Here is an 18,868-nt window from a genome sequence, read left to right as displayed (position 1 = left end):
TTTTTATTTTATTGTTTTAATTGCTTCTAGTAATTTTTCAGCTGCTTTTAATGGCCCATTTTTTTCTTTTCCTTTTATTCCAAGTCTTGTCCTTAATTGTCCAACCTTAACGCCTGTCTCAAAGAAATTAGAAAAATACTTATCTAATAATACTTCAGTTTCTTTTTGCTTTTGAACAGGGCCAAAAGGATTTGCAAAGAATGATTTCACTAATCCCTTTTCAGTAGTAGTTCCTTTTGCCATTCTGGCTCCATCTCTAAATGTTGGTAGAGCCTCTTCCTTGCTATTAAAATATTCAAGCTCTTCTCCATCATCATAATTATTTGCATATAAGAACATATCTATCTTATATCCTCTAGTGATTTCTTCATAAGTAGCTACTGGCATAACAAGTCGAGCATTTATTTTATCAGGATTCATAAATATACTTCTATCCATTTCTTTAAATGCATAACCAGGATCTAAATCATCTAGTCTTACAAATGCACCAGTTTCTGTACCATATCCCATTGCTTTTCCGTCTTTAATCTTAACAACACCCATATCATCAAATATTATTGTCATCTCACTTATATAATCCTCACTTAATGATCTAAATGCTTCTAAAGATTCAGATTTACCTGCTCCACTATCTCCCATTATTACAACATTTGCTTCTGATCCATTTTTTAATTTTAAATTAACCATAGCTCCATGAATAGGTAAATATCCTTCTTCAATCATCTTTACATTGTGAAGAGTTAATGTCATTTTTTTCATATAACCAAAATAATCTATATTTTCATTGTATGAAACGTATCCAAGCATAATATCATTTTCTTTATCATGATAAAATACAGTTTTATCTCCTACTTCGTCTTTAGCCCCAAAAACATATACGATATCTGGTTTTTTACCCTTAACTTCTTCTGGGTCTGCCATCTCAAAAAGGTTACACATTGTTACTCCATGTGCCATAAAATCTCTATGGAAATATACGTACGCTAACAACTCTCCAACCTTTGCTCTATAACAAAACCAATGTTCTTTTGTAAGCTTACAATAATTTAATGGGTTTTCATAAACTTCTTTGAAAACTCCATCTCTTGTATTCCTTTTAGGATATATTATAAATGGTGCATCTATAACTATTGCATCAATAAATGCTATATCTTTAAGTACAGCATATTCTTCTGGAAGATTCCACTTAAAGTTGCTTGTTATTAATCCTACATTTCCACCTGCTGGTAATTGTCTATATACCTTAGGCTTAACTCCAACAATATTCTTCTCAATTTTTCTATAGGTGCTAAGTACTAATGCTGAAAACTCAGTATTCGCTTCAATGAAGGATACATTTTCTAATCCTTCATTTATCTTAGAATGTTGTACTATTGTATATCTTTCTAATCTTCTCCAATATCCATATATACCTTCTACTAATTTTACACATAATTCTCTTGATTCTACTAACCCTTCAAACTCCTTATTCAACTTTGCAATTTCTTCAGCACTCATTACCACAAGAAGCTTTAACATGCCTGTAATCTTATCTTGAAGTACTTTAATATTATCAGTTTTAAATCCTTCTATTAAAAATGTATATAAAGTATCTTTCTTTTTTTCAATAGATGTTAAATAACTTACTAATACCCTTTCAAATCCTTCACTCTCTAGTAATTGAGCTGGTGTCTTACAATACTTAGCAGTGAAATTTATCATAGCTTTTTCTCTACTAATAGAAAATTCTTTCTTCACTGGAAGCCCCCCTATTTCATATATTTTTCTACCATAACTATTCTCTATTATATCACATTTATGAAATTTGTATAGTGTGAATATTGCAAAATTCAATTAATTTTTAAAACTTTTCTATTAAATCTGCATTAAATAAATTTAAAAGGTGGCAAATTTGCCACCTTACATATTTTTCTTTATTCCTCTTTTAATTGAATTTTCGTAATTTATAAATTCATAAATATCTTGTGAGAATAAATTTGAAAACTTTATAATTTCATCTAATGATAAATCTTCTATAGCCTTGGAAGATTCTTCACAATACAATACTATTTCCCCTACTACCTTATGTGCATCTCTAAAGGCCATACCCTTATTTACTAAATAATCAGCAACTTCTGTAGCATTTAAAAATCCAGCTTTTACAGCTTTTTTCATAGACTCTTTTTTTATCTTCATTGTTGCAATAATTCTTTCCATAACAATAAGACATTTTGAAACAGTATCTAAACTATCAAAAAACATTTCTTTGTCTTCTTGCATATCTTTATTATAAGCAAGTGGTAAAGATTTCATTGTTGTTAATAAAGATATAAGAGTTCCATATACTCTACCACTTTTACCTCTTATAAGTTCAGGTCCATCAGGATTCTTCTTTTGAGGCATGATAGAACTACCAGTAGCAAACTCATCATCAATTAATATGAAATCAAACTCTTTTGAACTCCATAAAATAAGTTCTTCTGATAAACGTGATAAGTGCATCATTATTATTGAAAAATCTCCACTAAGTTCAATTAAATAATCTCTATCTGATACACCATCCAAGAAATTATCTACAGGCTTTTTAAAACCTAATTCCTTTGCTGTAAATTCTCTATCTATATTATAAGTAGTACCAGCTAATGCACAACACCCTAGTGGTGACTCATCTAATATATCTATAGCATTTTCTATTCTCTTTATATCTCTACTAAACATCGATACATAAGCTTTCATATGATGTGTGAATGTTACAACTTGTGCCCTTTGTAGATGAGTATATCCTGGCATAATATATGGATTTTCCTCTCCTACCTTATTTAATGTATTCACTAATTTCTCTAAATATTCCTTAATAACTATAGCGGATTTTTTTGTATATAATCTCATGTCTAAAGCTACTTGATCATTTCTACTTCTAGATGTATGAAGCTTTTTAGCTACATCCCCAATTCTTTCTATAAGGTTTATCTCTACAAAAGAATGAATATCCTCATAAGTTCCTTCAATTAATACCTTTCCAGCTTCAATATCACTAAGTAAATCTTCCAAGCCTTTTTTTATAGCATTTCCCTCTTCTTCTGATATTATATTACAATTCTTAAGCATAGTAACATGAGCTATACTTCCTGTTATATCTTCATAATAAAGCCTTTTATCAAAAGGAAGGGAGGAATTAAAATCCTCCATAAGTTTACTTTCACCTTTTTTAAAACGTCCACCCCAAAGTTTCATAGTTATTTATTCCCTTTCATAGCTGAAATTTTTGTTGGAAGAGAGAATAATTTAATAAATCCTTCAGCATCCTTATGATCATACATATCAGAAGCACCAAAAGAAGATATTTCATCATCATATAAAGCGTGTTCAGTAAATATACCAGCTGGTTTTATATTACCTTTATATAACTTAACTTTAACAGTTCCAGTAACATTCTTTTGAGTTTCATTTATAAATGCATCTAGTGCATGTTTCAAATCAGTAAACCATTTTCCTTCATAAATCATTTCTGCATATTTAATTGAAATTAATTGTTTATAATGCATAGCATCTTTTTCTAAAGTAGCACTTTCTAATATAGAATGAGCCTTATATAGAATTGTTCCACCTGGTGTTTCGTATACTCCTCTAGATTTCATTCCAACAAGTCTATTTTCTATAAGATCTTCTACTCCTATACCATTTTCTCCGCCTAATTCATTTAATTTCATCATTAATTCAACGGGAGAAAGTTCAACACCATCAATTTTTTTAGGAATTCCTTGTTCAAAATATATTTCTACATATGTTGGTTCATCTTTTGCTTCTATAGGTGAAACACCTTTCATATATATTTCATCTTTATGCTCATTTTTTAAATCTTCTATATCTCCACCTTCATGAGATATATGCCATAAATTTTCATCTCTTGAGTATATTTTTGCCTTAGTTACTGATATCTCAATATTATGAGCATTAGCATAATCTATAGCATCTTCCCTTGATTTTATATCCCAAATTCTCCATGGAGCTATTATTTTCATAAACGGATCAAAAGCCCAAATTGATGATTCAAAACGTACTTGATCATTACCTTTACCTGTACAACCATGACAAATAGCTGATGCATTTTCTTTTTTTGCTACTTCTACTAATCTCTTAGCCATTATAGGTCTTGCAAGTGAAGTTCCAAGCATATATTTACCTTCATACTTAGCTTCCGCCTTAACTGCCATATATAAACTTTCTGTTACAAATTCTTCTCTCAAATCTTCTATATATACTTTACTAGCCCCTGAAGCATATGCCTTTTTCTCTACAGCTTCCATATCATCATTTTGTCCTACATTTAAACAAACTGCTATAACATCATAATCATAATTTTCTTTAAGCCATGCAATAATAATTGATGTATCTAGTCCCCCTGAATAAGCTAATACTACTTTCTCCTTCATTATTAATCCCCCTAACAATAATATATATAGTCAAAATAGATATCTCCTATCTTTTTCCTTTTCTATAGTACGATTATACATCACATTTTATATTTATGCAATATTTATGTATAAATATTTATATATTAAAAGCTACTATAAAAACAAATCTTTATAGTAGCTTTTATTTATATTATTTATTATTTGTTATTTGTTATTTTTTTCTCTTATCATATTCAATAATCCACCAGCCATAAGCATATCTTTTTGCCTATCTGTTACAGTTAAAGATAAACTATATGTTAGTGATTTTGTCTTATTACAAACAGTTACTTTTCCTTCTTTAACTGATTCAATAGCATTATCAATAACCAATATATCATTTAAATCTATAGTATCATAGTCACTTGCATTATCAAATGTTAATGGTAAAATACCATTATTAACCAAATTATCTCTATGAATTCTTGCAAAAGACTTTGCCATTACAGCCTTTATACCTAAATATACTGGTGCTAATGCAGCATGTTCTCTTGATGAACCTTGTCCATAATTTTCTCCTGCAACTATAAATCCACCACCTTGTTCCTTACATCTCTTAGGGAACTCTTCATCGCAAGGAGTTAAGCAATATTCACTTAGATATGGTATATTTGATCTATATGGTAAAAGCTTAGCATTAGAAGGCATTATATGATCTGTAGTTATATTATCTTCTACTTTAATTAATACATTCTTTTCAATTACATCTGTAAGTGCATCATTCTTAGGGAATGGTTTTATATTTGGACCTCTTACAACTTCTACCTCTGAAGAATGTTCTGCTGGTTCCATAATCATATTATCATTGATTAAAAATTCCTTAGGCATTTCAACATCTAAATCTAAATCAAAATCACATGGATTTGATATTACCCCTTCAATTGCAGATACGGCTGCTATTTCAGGACTTACTAAGTATACATTAGCAGACTTTGTTCCACTTCTTCCTTCAAAGTTTCTATTAAATGTTCTAAGTGATACAGCATCAGTACATGGAGATTGTCCCATACCAATACATGGTCCACATGCTGATTCCAAAATTCTTGCTCCAGCAGCAACCATATCAGCTAAAGCCCCATTTTCTGCAAGCATAGTTAACACTTGTCTTGAACCTGGTGCTATTACAAGTGATACATTTTCTGCTACTGTTTTACCTTTTAATATTTTAGCAACCTTCATCATATCAGCATAAGATGAATTTGTACAACTTCCTATAGCTACTTGATTTACTTTAATTCCTTTTACTTCTTCAACTGATACTACTTTATCAGGCATATGTGGTTTTGCAACAAGTGGTGTTAATTCACTTAAATTAACCTCAATTTCTTTTCCATAAATAGCATCTTTGTCTGGAAGAATTTCTGTAAAATCATCTTCCCTTCCTTGTGCTTTTAAGAATTCTTTTGTTGTATCATCACTTGGAAATACTGAAGTAGTTGCTCCAAGCTCTGCACCCATATTTGTAATGGTAGCTCTTTCAGGAACAGTCAAGTACTTAACTCCTTCTCCTGTATATTCTATTATTCTATTAACTCCACCTTTTACAGTTAATTGTCTTAATACTTCTAGTATTACATCTTTTGCTGCAACACCTTTATTTAATTTACCTTTTAAATTAACTTTTACTATTTCTGGCATTGTTAAGTAGTATTCACCACCGCCCATTGCCACAGCAACATCTAGTCCACCTGCTCCAATGGCCAACATTCCAATTCCACCACCAGTAGGTGTGTGCGAATCTGATCCTAATAATGTATATCCAGGAACACCAATTCTTTCTAATTGAACCTGATGACATATACCATTACCTGGTTTTGAAAAATATATTCCATGTTTTTTTGTTACAGTTTGTATATATGCATGATCATCTGCATTTTCAGGACCACTTTGCAACATATTATGATCTATATATGCAATTGATTTTTTAGTTTTTACTCTATCTACTCCTAAAGCTTCAAATTGTAAATAAGCCATTGTTCCTGTTGAATCTTGAGTTAGTGTTTGATCAATTTTTATTGCAATTTCTTTTCCTGTTTTCATTTCACCTTTAACTAAATGAGCTTTAATTATTTTTTCTGCCACAGTTAACCCCATGTTTCTGATTGCCCCCTCTGTAATAAAATTATTTCTTACATAATATATTACATTTTGTTGAATATTTTTGCAAGCTATGTGTTTAATGTATTTGTAAGAAGAACGTAGTTTTCATTATAAATTACTATAATTATTTTTTCTACAACACTTTATTAGTTACATTATTTTCTTATCATTTATAACCTATTTTGCAAAATAAAAGGTACACATCTTATTATCTTCTATCATAAGATGTGTACCTTTTATATTAGGTTTACTAAATCATACATATATTAATCTTCTTTAATATCAATAGCCTCAACAGGACAACTATCTCTAGCTTCCATCGCTTCATCTATTAAAGCTTCATCTATTTCTTCTTCAATCGCTTCTGCTTTACCTTCTTCATCATCTAAATTATAAACTTCAGGACACATTGATGCACACAAACCACATCCTATGCAAGTATCTTTATTTACAATAGCTTTCATTTCGTACCTCCATACCTTTTAAACATTTTATATTAACTATCTATATTATTATGTTTAAATATATATTTTATTCATAAAATATGTTTAGATTTTTCCACCAGTTACGTTTATTATTTCTCCAGTAATAAATGAACTATCATCACTACATAAAAATAATGCAACCTTAGCAATCTCTTTTGCTGTTCCCAATCTTCCAAGTGAACACATCTCTTCTATATCTTTTTTTTCCTCTTCCGTAAAGTGTTTATTCATATCTGTATCAATGGCTCCTGGTGCAATAGCATTAACTCTTACTCCCATAGATGATACTTCTTTTGATAATGCTTTTGTAAATGCATTTATAGCGCCTTTAGAAGCAGAATAGATTGTTTCACAAGAAGATCCATGTTCCCCCCACATAGATGATATATTAAGAATAACACCTTTCGCATACATCATTGATCTCAAAACTTCCCTAGATAACAGATAAACTGACTTAAAATTAATATCCATTATATTATTAAAATCACTTATAGTAGTATCAACTAACATATTAAAAGAAGATATTCCGGCATTATTTACCAACACATCAATCTTACCATATTTACTTATTATTGAATCTATCATTGAAACAACAAATTCTTCATTAGATACATCACCAATAAACCTCTCTACAATACCATATTGCTGCAATTCATTGAAAGTTATATCACCATATTCTGTATCATTTTTATAATTTATAATAACTGTAGCACCATTCTTTATGAACTCTTTTGAGATTTCTTTTCCTATCCCCTTAGATGCTCCTGTAATTAATGCTACTTTTCCATCAAGTTTCACTTTTTTCACCTCTATCTAAAAATAACTCAGCATCTTAACTGAGTTAATCTTAATATCATACTATATAATTGCTTTTAAGCACTTTATCTTAATACCCATATCTGAAAACATTTTTTCATGTTCTGTTTCTACATTACCTTCGAAGTCGCTATTGTGTAAATCATAGGTTATGTATTTAATATCCATATCACATTCTTTAAAATACTCTAATGATTCTTCAAATAGATTATCATCATCAGTCTTAAACCATATCTCCGTTCCTGGCTTTGAGAAATTTTTGTACTGTAATAATTGCCTTGTATGGGTTAACCTTCTTTTCTTATGTCTTTCTTTTGGCCAAGGATTACAAAAGTTAATATATATTCTACTTATTTCATCCTTATCAAAAATTTCATTAATAAGTGCAATCTCAAATGCCATTAGTTTTACATTATCTAAATCAACACCATTATCAATATACTCTTTTTCTATATTTCTCTTTGCTAATACTAATACTTCATCTTTTATATCTATAGCTATATAATTAATATTTTTATTTTTTGATCCATGAACTGAGACAAAAGTTCCTTTACCACATCCAAGCTCTAAATAAATCGGATTATCATTATTAAATAATTGTTGCCATTTCCCTTTATATTCTCTAGGGTTTGTTATAAAAAAATCACAACTTTCAAGCTCTGGTCTCGCCCATGGTTTTCTTCTAATTCTCATAATAATTCACTCCATCTTTTCTGTTTCAAAATTTATTATACATATATAATATCCTTTTATCAAATAGTAAAAGATAAATATATTAAAATCCCTATAAATATTATCATAATTTATCCGATATATTTTATATCAATATATTAATAAGTATCACATAGGGGTGACTATAATGAACGTAATAAAAAAGGATGGATCTATACAAAACCTAAATATCGAAAAAATTCAAACTTCAATAATAAATGCTTCAAATGATATAAATTTCTCTTTAAATTCATCAGACATTAAAGATATTAGCAACGAAATTATCACTGTATTGAATAAAATAAGAAAAGATAATACTTCAACATACGAATTAGTTGGTATAACAATAAAATCATTAATAAAATTAGGTTTTAGAGATATTGCTAAAAGCTATTTTTCTCATAATTTAATATAAATCAATAAAAAATGTTGCAAAGTAACTTTGCAACATTTTTATTAATTTCTATTTTGAATAATCGTAGAATCCTTTTCCACTCTTTCTTCCAAGCCATCCAGCTCTTACATATTTTCTAAGTAATGAATTAGCTCTGTATTTAGAATCTCCAGTTTCTTTAAATAATACATCCATAATAGCAAGACATACATCTAATCCAATAAGATCTCCAAGTGCTAATGGTCCCATTGGATGATTAGCACCAAGTTTCATAGCTGTATCAATATCTTCAACAGATGCTATTCCTTCTGATAGAATACCTACTGCCTCATTGATCATTGGAATTAAAATTCTATTCACAACAAATCCAGGTGCTTCAGCAACTTCAACACCTTGCTTTCCTATAGCTTCTGTAAGCTCCTTAACTGCATCAAAAGTTTCTTGTTCAGTAGCCATACCTCTTATTATTTCAACAAGCTTCATTACTGGAGCTGGATTAAAGAAGTGCATTCCAATAACCTTTCCTGGTCTCTTAGTAGCTGCTGCAACTTCAGTAATTGAAAGTGAAGAAGTATTAGTAGCTAAAATTGTCTCAGCTTTACATACCTCATCAAGTTCAGCAAAAATTTGCTTCTTAATATTCATATTTTCAACAGCAGCTTCTATAACTAAATCACAATCTGCTACATCATTTATATTAGTAGATCCTGTTATTCTAGTCAACGCAGCAACCCTATCTTCTTCTGTCATTTTTCCTTTTGAAACTAATTTATCAAAAGTTTTAGTTATCCCATTTAATCCTCTTTCAATAAATTCATCTTTTACATCTCTTAATACAACTTCATATCCTTTTACTGCAAATACTTGAGCAATTCCAGACCCCATAGTACCTGCACCAATTACACATACCTTCTTCATACTAAAATCCCCTTTCTAGCTATATATTTTAATTTAGAAGAAAGAATCAACTGAAAATTTAATAAGTCAGCTGTTCTTTCTTGTTTCTAATATCTAATCTTCCATTTTTTTAGCTTTTACTTGCTCAATAAGTTCTTTAACAACATTCTTATAATCACCTACTAAAGCAAGATCAGCTAATTTCATTATAGGTGCTGATTCATCTTTATTAATAGCAATTATATATTCTGAATCAGCCATACCACTTGTATGTTGAATAGCTCCAGATATTCCAACTGCAATATAAATTGTTGGTTTAACAGTTTTACCAGTTTGTCCAACTTGAAGTTCTTTATCAATCCAGCCTTTTTCTATCGCAGCTCTTGAACCAGCAATTTCTCCACCTAAAACATCTGCCAATTCTTTTAAAAGTTCAAATCCTTCAGCTGAACCTATTCCTCTTCCACCAGCAACTATAAAGTTAGCTTCAGAGATATCAGCAACATTCCTTTCAACTTTAACTTTTTCTATAACCTTAGTTCTTATATCACTTTCTGTTAAAGCAACTTCTACATCTACAATCTCACCTTTTCTATCACTTTCAGGAAGCTTATCAAAAACTCCTGGTCTTACTGTAGCCATTTGTGGCCTGTGATTTTCACAAACGATTGTAGCAATTAAGTTACCACCAAATGCAGGTCTAGTAGCTAAAAGATATCCACCTTCAGCATCAATATCTAATCCTGTACAGTCAGCAGTTAATCCAGTTTTTAATCTTCCAGCTATTCTTGGTCCTAAGTCTCTTCCTATGAAAGAAGCTCCAACTAAAAATACTTCTGGTTTCTTTTCATTTACTAAATCACAGATTACTTTAGTATATCCATCTGTTGTAAAATCTTTTAATAATGGACTTTCACAAACTAAAACTTCGTCAGCACCATGTGCTACTAATTCATCTGCAAGCGATTTTATATTTTCACCAAGTAATACTGCTACTACTTTAGTGTCTAATTTTTTTGCAATTTCTGTACCTTTTCCAACAAGCTCTAATGATACTTTTTGAAGTACGCCGTCTCTTTGTTCAGCAAATACCCAAACGCCACCCTTATAATCTGCTATATTCATCATTCAATACCTCCCATAATTTAGATGTAATGTTTCTCTACTAATTTTTCTACTGCATATGCTGCAGCTTCTTTTGCTGGTAAATTTTTAATCTCTCCAGCACCTTTAACTTCCTTAGTAGAACTCTTCTTAACTTTTGTAGGAGAACCCTTTAATCCTAATGAAGCCTTATCTACATCTATATCATCGGCACTCCATACCTTAACTTCCTTGCCAAATGTTTCAAATATTAACTTTGCATTCATATATCTTGGCTCATTTAATTCTTTTATTGCAGTTAATAGCACTGGAGTTTTTACTTCGATAATTTCATAACCATCTTCTAAAGCTCTATTTACTATTAATTTATCTCCTTTCACCTTAACATCTTGAACATATGTTATTTGAGGAATTCCTAAGTGTTCTGCAATTTCAGGTCCAACTTGAGCTGTATCTCCATCAATAGCTTGTCTTCCACAGAATATGATATCATATTCAAGCTTTCTTAAAGCTCCTGCAAGTGCACTTGATGTAGCAAGAGTATCTGCACCGCCAAGTACTCTATCAGTAAGTAAAATAGCTTCATCTGCTCCCATAGCCATTGCTTCTCTTAATATTTCTTCTGCTTGTGGTAATCCCATAGTAATAACAGTAACATGAGCGCCTAAGCTATCTTTTAATGCTAATGCTTCTTCTAAAGCATGTTTATCTTCTGGGTTCATTATTGATGCAACACCATCTCTAATTAATGTTCCCTTAACTGGGTCTATTTTAACAGCTGTTGTATCTGGAACTTGCTTTATGCAAACTACTATCTTCATTTATATACCCCCTCATTATCTAAAAATGCTTCCAGCGATAACCATTTGTTGTACTTGAGAAGTACCTTCATAAATTTCAGTTATCTTAGCATCTCTCATCATTCTTTCAACTGGATACTCTTTTGTATATCCATATCCACCAAACATTTGAACAGCTTTTGTTGTTACATCCATAGCTACATTTGCAGCTAAAAGCTTAGCTCTTGCAGCATCAACTGTATATGGAAGTCCTTGGTCTTTTTTCCATGCTGCTAAGTATACTAAATGTCTAGCTGATTCAATAGCTACATCCATATCAGCCATCATCCATTGTAATCCTTGGAATTTATCTAAGCTCCTACCAAATTGCTTTCTTTCCTTCATATAAGCCTTTGCTTCATTAAATGCTCCTTCTGCAATTCCTAAAGCTTGAGCAGCAATACCAATTCTTCCTCCATCAAGAGTCTTCATTGCTATTCCAAATCCCTTACCTTCTTGTCCAACTAAATTTTCCTTTGGAACTATACAATCTTCAAAAATAAGTTCAGTAGTTGATGATGCTCTTATACCTAATTTATTTTCAACTTTTCCTATAGAAAAACCTTTGAATCCTTTTTCTATTATAAATGCAGATATTCCCTTAGTTCCTTTGCTCTTATCAGTCATAGCAAATACAACAAAAGTATCAGCAACTCCACCATTTGTTATAAATATTTTTGATCCATTTAAAACATAATGATCTCCTTCTAATACAGCTGTAGTTTGTTGACCTGCCGCATCAGTTCCAGCATTTGGCTCTGTTAATCCAAAAGCACCAATTTTTCTTCCGGAAGCTAAATCTGGTAAGTACTTAGCTTTTTGATCTTTATTTCCGTGTTGATTGATTAATGATGCACATAATGAAGTATGAGCTGACAAAATAACCCCTGTTGTACCACATACTTTTGATAATTCTTCAACAGCTATAATATAAGATAATGTATCTCCACCTGCTCCTTCATAATCTGTAGCAAACGGAATTCCCATCATATTTAATTTAGCCATTTTTTCTACAGTTTCCATAGGGAATCTTTCTGTTTCATCTATTTCCGCTGCTAATGGTTTTACTTCATTTTCAGCAAATTCCCTTACCATCTTTTGAATGAACTTTTGTTCCTTTGTCAATGCGAAATCCATATTGTCCCTTACCCCCTATTATTTATTTTTAAATCTATCTAATTTTCTTTTTTCTACAAATGCTGTCATTGCATCAGTTTGATCTTCTGTTGAGAAACATTCACCAAATGCTTCTGATTCAAAAGCTAATGCTGTATCTATATCTACTTGCATACCTCTATTAATAGCTTCTTTACATAACTTAACCGCTATTGGTGCATTACTAGCTATTGTCTTAGCTAAAGCTTTTGCATTATTAAGTAATTCTTCTGGCTCATGAATAGAATTTACAAGACCTATTCTTAATGCTTCATCTGCTTTTATTACTTTTGCAGTATATACTAGCTCTTTAGCCATCCCCATACCAACTAATCTAGATAATCTTTGAGTTCCACCAAATCCTGGTGTAATACCTAACCCAACTTCTGGTTGCCCAAATTTAGCTTTATTTGATGCGATTCTTATATCACATGCCATTGAAAGTTCACAACCACCGCCTAACGCAAAACCATTTACTGCTGCAATAACAGGTTTTGATAATGTTTCGATTTTTCTAAATACATTATTCCCAAGTTTCCCAAAATTTCTTCCTTGAAGAACTGTCATATCTTTCATCTCAGATATGTCTGCTCCAGCAACAAATGCTTTTTCACCTGCTCCTGTTAAAACAACGGCTAAAACATCATCATCATTTTCTATAGTTGTAAACACTAAGTCTAATTCTTTTAATGTTTCACTATTTAATGCATTTAATGCCTTAGGTCTATTGATAGTTACAACAGCAATATTATCCTCTTTCTCAAGGATTACATTCTTTAACTCCATGACTAATCCTCCTACTTAAAATTTGTTAAACAAATAACAAATATAATTAAAAAAATTTACCCCCAAAGTATATATAATACTTACATATTATATTATATCTTCCAATGATATAGATTTCAATACAATTTTTATCTCCTGTTCATAAGATAAGATATTGTTAATAAACTTTCACTTAAATGTACATTTTCTACAATTATGTTTTCAGGAACCACTAAATCTACAGGAGCGAAATTCCATAAACCTTGAACTCCACCATCGATTAATACATTAGTAATTCTCTGAGCACTATTTTTAGGTACACATAAAATTGCTATATCCACTTTTGATTCTTTTAAAAATTTATCTAAATAATCAGTATCCATTATTTCTATATCTCTAATTTTTAGCCCGATTAATTTAGGATTAATATCAAAAATCCCCGTTAACTTAAATCCTAATTTATCAAAATTCATATAATTGGCCACAGCCTGACCAATATTACCAGCTCCGATAATTATAGTGCTATATTCTCTATTTAATCCTAAAATTTCACATATTTTATTATATAGATCCTTTACATTATATCCATATCCTTGTTGACCAAAATCTCCAAAACAGTTTAAATCTTGTCTTATCTGCGATGCAGTAAAACCAATTTTTTCCGAAAGCTCCTTAGAAGAGATTCTATCAACATCATTCACCATCAATTCTTTTAAATATCTTTGATATTTTGGCAATCTCCTCACTACTGCCATAGAAATCTTTTTTTTATCCATGTTTTCACTCCCTATATTAAATGACTTATATAAATCACTAGATTGTTAAATAATTATCTACATCTTTTAATTATACAATTTTAAAATATAAATTTATACTATAATTTAAAAACATCTACAAAAAAACTCTTTATAATAGTACAATATCTTAGAGGTGATTATTTTGTTTGTCATTAGTTGTAAAGACATCCATAAAAGCTATGGAATAAATGTAATACTAGAAAATATAACTTTTTCCTTAAATGAAGGGGAAAAATTAGGATTAATAGGTGCCAATGGTGCTGGTAAATCTACTTTGTTTAAAATAATCTCTGGTGAATTGTCCTATGATTCCGGTGAATGTTTTATAGATAAAAATAAAAAAGTGGGATATCTATCTCAACATCTCTCGTTACATAGTGATAATACTATTTACAGTGAATTGCTTTCTGTCTTCGATGAATTGCTATCAATAGAAAAGCAACTACTTGATTTGGAAGAAAAATTAAAAGAACCTTATGATGAAAGTAATTCAGATTATCATGATAAACTTATTAGCAAATTTACCACACTTACTGAACTATATTCAATAAAAGGTGGATATACTTATAAAGGTGATATATCAAAAGTACTTAAAGGGCTTGGCTTTAATGAAGCTGATTTTAATAAAAATATATCTATATTAAGTGGAGGACAAAAAACTCGTGTAGCTCTTTGTAAATTATTATTAACAAATCCAGATATCCTTCTTTTAGATGAACCTACAAATCATTTAGATTTAGATGCTATTAATTGGCTTGAAAATTATTTAAAAGATTATAAAGGTACTCTTATTATAATTTCTCATGATAGATATTTCTTAGATGCTATAACAAATAAAACTATGGAAGTATTCAATGGTACCTGTAGAATATATAATGGAAATTATACAAACTCTTTAGAAGAAAAGAAAAAAGCATATGAAGCTGATTTAAAGGCGTATAATCTTCAACAAGAAGAAATAAAAAGGCAAGAAGAAATTATTAAAAAATATAGATCTTTTAATAGGGAAAAATCTATTAAAGCTGCAGAAAGTAGACAAAAATCTTTAGATAAAATTGAACGTATAAAGGCACCTGTTAAAGAAGGACCTTCTGCTAGAATTACTTTCTTAACCTCTGTTAAAAGTGGTAACGATGTTCTTCATGTTGAAAATCTTAGTAAGAAATTTGAAACTAAAAATTTATTTTCTAATATCAGTTTTGAGATAAAAAAAGGATATAAAACTGCAATTATCGGTGAAAATGGTCGTGGTAAAACTACCCTATTTAACATAATAAGAGGTGTAATACCTAAAGACTCTGGAATTGCTGTATTAGGTAAAAATGTTAATATTGGATATTATGATCAAGAGCAAAAGAACTTATGCTTAGATAAGACTATTATTGATGAGGTTTGGGATGATTTTCCTGAACTTACTACTACAGAAATTCGTAGTGCCCTAGCTGCATTTTTATTTAGAGGCGATGATGTTTTTAAAGAGATAAAATATCTTAGTGGAGGAGAAAAATGTAGAATTAATCTATTAAAACTTATGCTATCTCAAAGCAATTTTTTATTATTAGATGAGCCTACTAATCACTTAGATATTCCTTCTAGAGAAGCTCTAGAAGATGCCATTTTAGGATATGATGGCACTATATTGGTAATTTCTCATGACAGATATTTCTTAAATAAAGTCGTTGATAGAATTTATGAATTAGAAGAATTTCAAATGAAAGAATATCTGGGGAATTATTCATACTATATAGAAAAGAAAACAAATCCAACGAGATTTGAACTAGAAGATACTTTTGATGGAAAAACTAAAACAAAAATAATAGCTGAAAAGAAAAAGAAACGTGAAGAAGAAAGAGCTCAGCGAGAAAAAAAGAAAACATTAAAAAAGATTGAAGAAGAAATATCTAATGTTGAAGATATTTTAAAGACCCTAAACGAGCAATTATGCTTAGAAGAAATTTACAGCAACCCAGAAAAATCTATTGAAGTAAATAATGAAATTAAACTTAATGAAGAAAAATTAGAATCTTTATATTCTAGTTGGGAAGAATTATCTTTATAAATTTGGGGGTTTTATGAAAAAATATATTTTTATTATCTCAACTGTAATTTCATTAATACTTTGTATATTGCTTTCTACTTCATATATAAAGTATTCAAATTTAGATTCAAAATTATCTTATGATAACTTGAATGTTAATAATATAGTATCTTCAAGGATTGAATTAAAAAAATCTTTGAATTATGTATCTAAGCCTATTTCTGATACTTTTATACCTATTTTAATGTATCACTCAATTTCAGATAGAGATCCATCTAATACATTATTAGTATCTCCTTCTGAATTTGAAAGTGAAATGGCTTGGCTTCACGACAATGGTTTTACTTCATTATCTTTAGATGAATTGTATTATTCATTAACTACTGGTAATGTTCCTGCAAAACCTGTAGTAATTACTTTTGATGATGGATATGATGATAATTATATTAACGCATATCCAATTTTACAGAAATATGGACTAATAGGCAATTTCTTTGTTATCACTGATTATATCGGTACAAAACCTGGATTTATGAATATTGATATGTTGAAAGAAATGTATTCTAATGGAATGATAATCGAAAGCCACACTTCAAATCATCAAGAACTAAAAAATATTAGTGATGATGCTAAAATATCATCTATAAAAAATGCTCAAAACTTTCTTAAAGAAAATTTAAATATAGATAGTAAATTTATTTGCTATCCAGTTGGTAGATATGATGAATCTACTAAAAATATTGTATCTTCTTTAGGGATTAAATTAGCAGTAACAACTGAACCAGGTTTGGCTAATATAAGTCAAGGATTAACTTCATTAAAAAGAGTTAGGATATCTCCAATGTCTTTAGAATCCTTTAAAAGTAATTTTCAAACTTTCATAAATTAATAAAAAGAGCTATTGTAAAACAACAATCTATGTTCTACAATAGCCTTAATTTATTCTATATTAACCTTCTCTTCCTTTATATCTTCAAAATATTTCTTTGTTTCATAAGCAACTACTCCACTCAAGCCTATTAACGCTATTAAATTTGGTATAGCCATTAATCCATTTACTATATCTGCCATTATAAATATTAAATTTAGTGGTAAAAATGCACCTATCGCTACTAATGCTATATAAATATATCTATATGGCTTAATTCCATTTATCCCAAAAATATATTCTGTACATCTTTCTCCATAATAATTCCATCCTAAAATAGTTGTGAAAGCAAAGAAAATTAATCCAATATTAACAATATATTTTCCTATATATGATATCGGTATTCCTATCATAAATGCTTCTGTAGTTAATTCTGCTCCTTCTAATGCACCATTACTCCACACATTTGTAACTACTAATGCTAGTCCAGTCATTGTACAAATTATTATTGTATCAAAAAAGGTACCGGTCATAGTTATCAATCCTTGCTTTACTGGTGAATTCGTCTTTGCAGCTGCTGCAGCAATTGGTGCACTTCCAAGACCTGCTTCATTTGAAAAAACTCCTCTTCCTACACCTCTTTGCATTGCAATAGCAACTGTTATTCCTGCACCTCCACCTAAAGCTGCCTTAGGATTAAATGCACTAGTTATTATAAGCGATATGGCATGTGGAATCTCTTTAATGTTACATATTAATAAAAGAATTACTCCTAATATATAGAATATAGCCATAAATGGCACAGCACTTTCTGCTACCTTAGATATCCTTTTTACTCCACCTAATATAACAATTGCAACAAGAATAGTTATAATAGTAGCTGTTATTACTAATGGTACATTAAACAATATTTTTGTTGAATTGGATATAGCATTTACCTGTGCAAATGTACCAATCCCAAAAAATGCAACACCAATTCCAAAAAGTGCAAAAATCTTTCCTAACCACTTTAGTCCTAATCCTTTTTCTATATAATACATAGGACCACCAGACATTTCTCCATTTTTATCTACTACTCTATACTTTATGGCTAAAACTCCCTCTGCGTATTTTGTAGCCATTCCAAAAAAAGCTGCAATCCACATCCAAAATAATGCTCCTGGTCCTCCATATTGTATTGCTGTAGCTACTCCTACAATATTACCGGTACCAATAGTAGCAGATAAAGCTGTACATAAAGCTGCAAATGAAGATATATCTCCTTTGGCTTTATCATCTGTTTTCTCTTCATCTTTTCCAAAAACATATTTTAATGCTAATGGCAATTTGAACACCTGAAGTAAATTTAACCTTATAGTCAAATATACTCCTGTTCCTACTAATAGTATGAGTAACGGTGGCCCCCATACTATATTGTTAATTTTTTCAAAGACTTCTGTTAGTATCTCCATAAATTTTCCTCCTCA

17 protein-coding genes are annotated in these 18,868 nt (G+C 30.1%); 3 read left to right on the top strand and 14 right to left on the bottom strand.

What is annotated here, in order from left to right; genetic code table 11:
* Positions 1–3: 3 nt before the first annotated feature.
* From CM240_RS05820 to trmB, 7 genes are all read right to left on the bottom strand, one after another.
* Positions 4–1,737 carry a phosphoenolpyruvate carboxykinase (ATP) gene (locus tag CM240_RS05820; RefSeq protein WP_044037346.1) on the bottom strand — a complete coding sequence of 578 codons (1,734 nt, stop codon included), beginning with the start codon at positions 1,735–1,737 and terminating at the stop codon, positions 4–6.
* Positions 1,738–1,899: 162 nt separating this feature from the next.
* Positions 1,900–3,213 (bottom strand): argininosuccinate lyase, encoded by a 1,314-nt coding sequence (argH, locus tag CM240_RS05815; RefSeq protein ID WP_044037344.1) that lies wholly within the window; start codon positions 3,211–3,213, stop codon positions 1,900–1,902.
* 2 nt (positions 3,214–3,215) lie between these two features.
* Positions 3,216–4,412 (bottom strand): argininosuccinate synthase, encoded by a 1,197-nt coding sequence (locus CM240_RS05810; RefSeq protein ID WP_044037342.1) that lies wholly within the window; start codon positions 4,410–4,412, stop codon positions 3,216–3,218.
* A gap of 186 nt (positions 4,413–4,598) precedes the next feature.
* On the bottom strand, positions 4,599–6,527 hold the full coding sequence (locus CM240_RS05805; RefSeq protein WP_044037340.1) for an aconitate hydratase: 1,929 nt from the start codon (positions 6,525–6,527) through the stop codon (positions 4,599–4,601).
* Positions 6,528–6,799: 272 nt separating this feature from the next.
* On the bottom strand, positions 6,800–6,997 hold the full coding sequence (locus tag CM240_RS05800) for a ferredoxin (RefSeq protein ID WP_044037339.1): 198 nt from the start codon (positions 6,995–6,997) through the stop codon (positions 6,800–6,802).
* Between the two features lie 84 nt (positions 6,998–7,081).
* Positions 7,082–7,816, bottom strand: a complete 735-nt coding sequence (locus CM240_RS05795; protein WP_044037338.1) for an SDR family oxidoreductase — start codon at positions 7,814–7,816, stop codon at positions 7,082–7,084.
* Between the two features lie 60 nt (positions 7,817–7,876).
* Positions 7,877–8,527, bottom strand: coding sequence for a tRNA (guanosine(46)-N7)-methyltransferase TrmB (gene trmB / locus CM240_RS05790; protein WP_044037336.1), 651 nt, complete (start codon positions 8,525–8,527; stop codon positions 7,877–7,879).
* A 166-nt stretch (positions 8,528–8,693) separates the two neighbouring features.
* Here trmB and CM240_RS05785 point away from each other — a divergent pair, with 166 nt between their 5' ends.
* A complete protein-coding gene (locus tag CM240_RS05785) occupies positions 8,694–8,960 on the top strand; it encodes an ATP cone domain-containing protein (RefSeq protein ID WP_044037334.1) in 267 nt (88 codons plus the stop codon).
* A gap of 48 nt (positions 8,961–9,008) precedes the next feature.
* Here the strand turns inward: CM240_RS05785 and CM240_RS05780 are convergent, their stop codons facing one another.
* The 6 genes from CM240_RS05780 to CM240_RS05755 form a co-directional block, all read right to left on the bottom strand.
* Positions 9,009–9,857, bottom strand: a complete 849-nt coding sequence (locus CM240_RS05780; protein ID WP_044037332.1) for a 3-hydroxybutyryl-CoA dehydrogenase — start codon at positions 9,855–9,857, stop codon at positions 9,009–9,011.
* 93 nt (positions 9,858–9,950) lie between these two features.
* The gene (locus CM240_RS05775; protein ID WP_044039778.1) at positions 9,951–10,961 is read right to left on the bottom strand and encodes an electron transfer flavoprotein subunit alpha/FixB family protein; all 1,011 of its coding nucleotides are present in this window, start codon (positions 10,959–10,961) and stop codon (positions 9,951–9,953) included.
* A 20-nt stretch (positions 10,962–10,981) separates the two neighbouring features.
* Complete coding sequence (locus tag CM240_RS05770; protein ID WP_044037330.1) at positions 10,982–11,761, bottom strand: electron transfer flavoprotein subunit beta/FixA family protein; 780 nt, start codon at positions 11,759–11,761, stop codon at positions 10,982–10,984.
* Between the two features lie 15 nt (positions 11,762–11,776).
* On the bottom strand, positions 11,777–12,916 hold the full coding sequence (locus tag CM240_RS05765) for an acyl-CoA dehydrogenase (protein WP_044037328.1): 1,140 nt from the start codon (positions 12,914–12,916) through the stop codon (positions 11,777–11,779).
* 18 nt (positions 12,917–12,934) lie between these two features.
* Complete coding sequence (locus tag CM240_RS05760) at positions 12,935–13,720, bottom strand: short-chain-enoyl-CoA hydratase (protein WP_044037326.1); 786 nt, start codon at positions 13,718–13,720, stop codon at positions 12,935–12,937.
* Between the two features lie 128 nt (positions 13,721–13,848).
* Entirely contained in the window at positions 13,849–14,475 is a 627-nt protein-coding gene (locus tag CM240_RS05755; protein WP_044037325.1) for a redox-sensing transcriptional repressor Rex, read from the bottom strand.
* Positions 14,476–14,638: 163 nt separating this feature from the next.
* On the opposite strand from CM240_RS05755, the gene abc-f reads away from it, so the two are divergent.
* Positions 14,639–16,555 carry a ribosomal protection-like ABC-F family protein gene (gene abc-f, locus CM240_RS05750; protein ID WP_044037323.1) on the top strand — a complete coding sequence of 639 codons (1,917 nt, stop codon included), beginning with the start codon at positions 14,639–14,641 and terminating at the stop codon, positions 16,553–16,555.
* A 13-nt stretch (positions 16,556–16,568) separates the two neighbouring features.
* The gene (locus CM240_RS05745; RefSeq protein WP_044037321.1) at positions 16,569–17,423 is read left to right on the top strand and encodes a polysaccharide deacetylase family protein; all 855 of its coding nucleotides are present in this window, start codon (positions 16,569–16,571) and stop codon (positions 17,421–17,423) included.
* Between the two features lie 50 nt (positions 17,424–17,473).
* Here the strand turns inward: CM240_RS05745 and CM240_RS05740 are convergent, their stop codons facing one another.
* Positions 17,474–18,853 carry an alanine/glycine:cation symporter family protein gene (locus CM240_RS05740; protein WP_044037314.1) on the bottom strand — a complete coding sequence of 460 codons (1,380 nt, stop codon included), beginning with the start codon at positions 18,851–18,853 and terminating at the stop codon, positions 17,474–17,476.
* Positions 18,854–18,868: the final 15 nt, after the last annotated feature.

Source organism: Clostridium bornimense (assembly GCF_000577895.1).
Lineage (GTDB): Bacteria > Bacillota > Clostridia > Clostridiales > Clostridiaceae > Clostridium_AN > Clostridium_AN bornimense.
The sequence above is the reverse complement of the archived record's forward strand: the minus strand, read 5'-3'. Positions and strand labels throughout refer to the sequence as shown.

Coding starts and splice junctions, on each gene's coding strand:
- argH (WP_044037344.1), bottom strand. CDS start 3,213: ATGAAACTTTGGGGTGGACGTTTTAAAAAAGGTGAAAGTAAACTTATG.
- CM240_RS05810 (WP_044037342.1), bottom strand. CDS start 4,412: ATGAAGGAGAAAGTAGTATTAGCTTATTCAGGGGGACTAGATACATCA.
- CM240_RS05805 (WP_044037340.1), bottom strand. CDS start 6,527: ATGGGGTTAACTGTGGCAGAAAAAATAATTAAAGCTCATTTAGTTAAA.
- CM240_RS05800 (WP_044037339.1), bottom strand. CDS start 6,997: ATGAAAGCTATTGTAAATAAAGATACTTGCATAGGATGTGGTTTGTGT.
- trmB (WP_044037336.1), bottom strand. CDS start 8,527: ATGAGAATTAGAAGAAAACCATGGGCGAGACCAGAGCTTGAAAGTTGT.
- CM240_RS05785 (WP_044037334.1), top strand. CDS start 8,694: ATGAACGTAATAAAAAAGGATGGATCTATACAAAACCTAAATATCGAA.
- CM240_RS05780 (WP_044037332.1), bottom strand. CDS start 9,857: ATGAAGAAGGTATGTGTAATTGGTGCAGGTACTATGGGGTCTGGAATT.
- CM240_RS05775 (WP_044039778.1), bottom strand. CDS start 10,961: ATGAATATAGCAGATTATAAGGGTGGCGTTTGGGTATTTGCTGAACAA.
- CM240_RS05770 (WP_044037330.1), bottom strand. CDS start 11,761: ATGAAGATAGTAGTTTGCATAAAGCAAGTTCCAGATACAACAGCTGTT.
- CM240_RS05765 (WP_044037328.1), bottom strand. CDS start 12,916: ATGGATTTCGCATTGACAAAGGAACAAAAGTTCATTCAAAAGATGGTA.
- CM240_RS05760 (WP_044037326.1), bottom strand. CDS start 13,720: ATGGAGTTAAAGAATGTAATCCTTGAGAAAGAGGATAATATTGCTGTT.
- CM240_RS05755 (WP_044037325.1), bottom strand. CDS start 14,475: ATGGATAAAAAAAAGATTTCTATGGCAGTAGTGAGGAGATTGCCAAAA.
- CM240_RS05745 (WP_044037321.1), top strand. CDS start 16,569: ATGAAAAAATATATTTTTATTATCTCAACTGTAATTTCATTAATACTT.
- CM240_RS05740 (WP_044037314.1), bottom strand. CDS start 18,853: ATGGAGATACTAACAGAAGTCTTTGAAAAAATTAACAATATAGTATGG.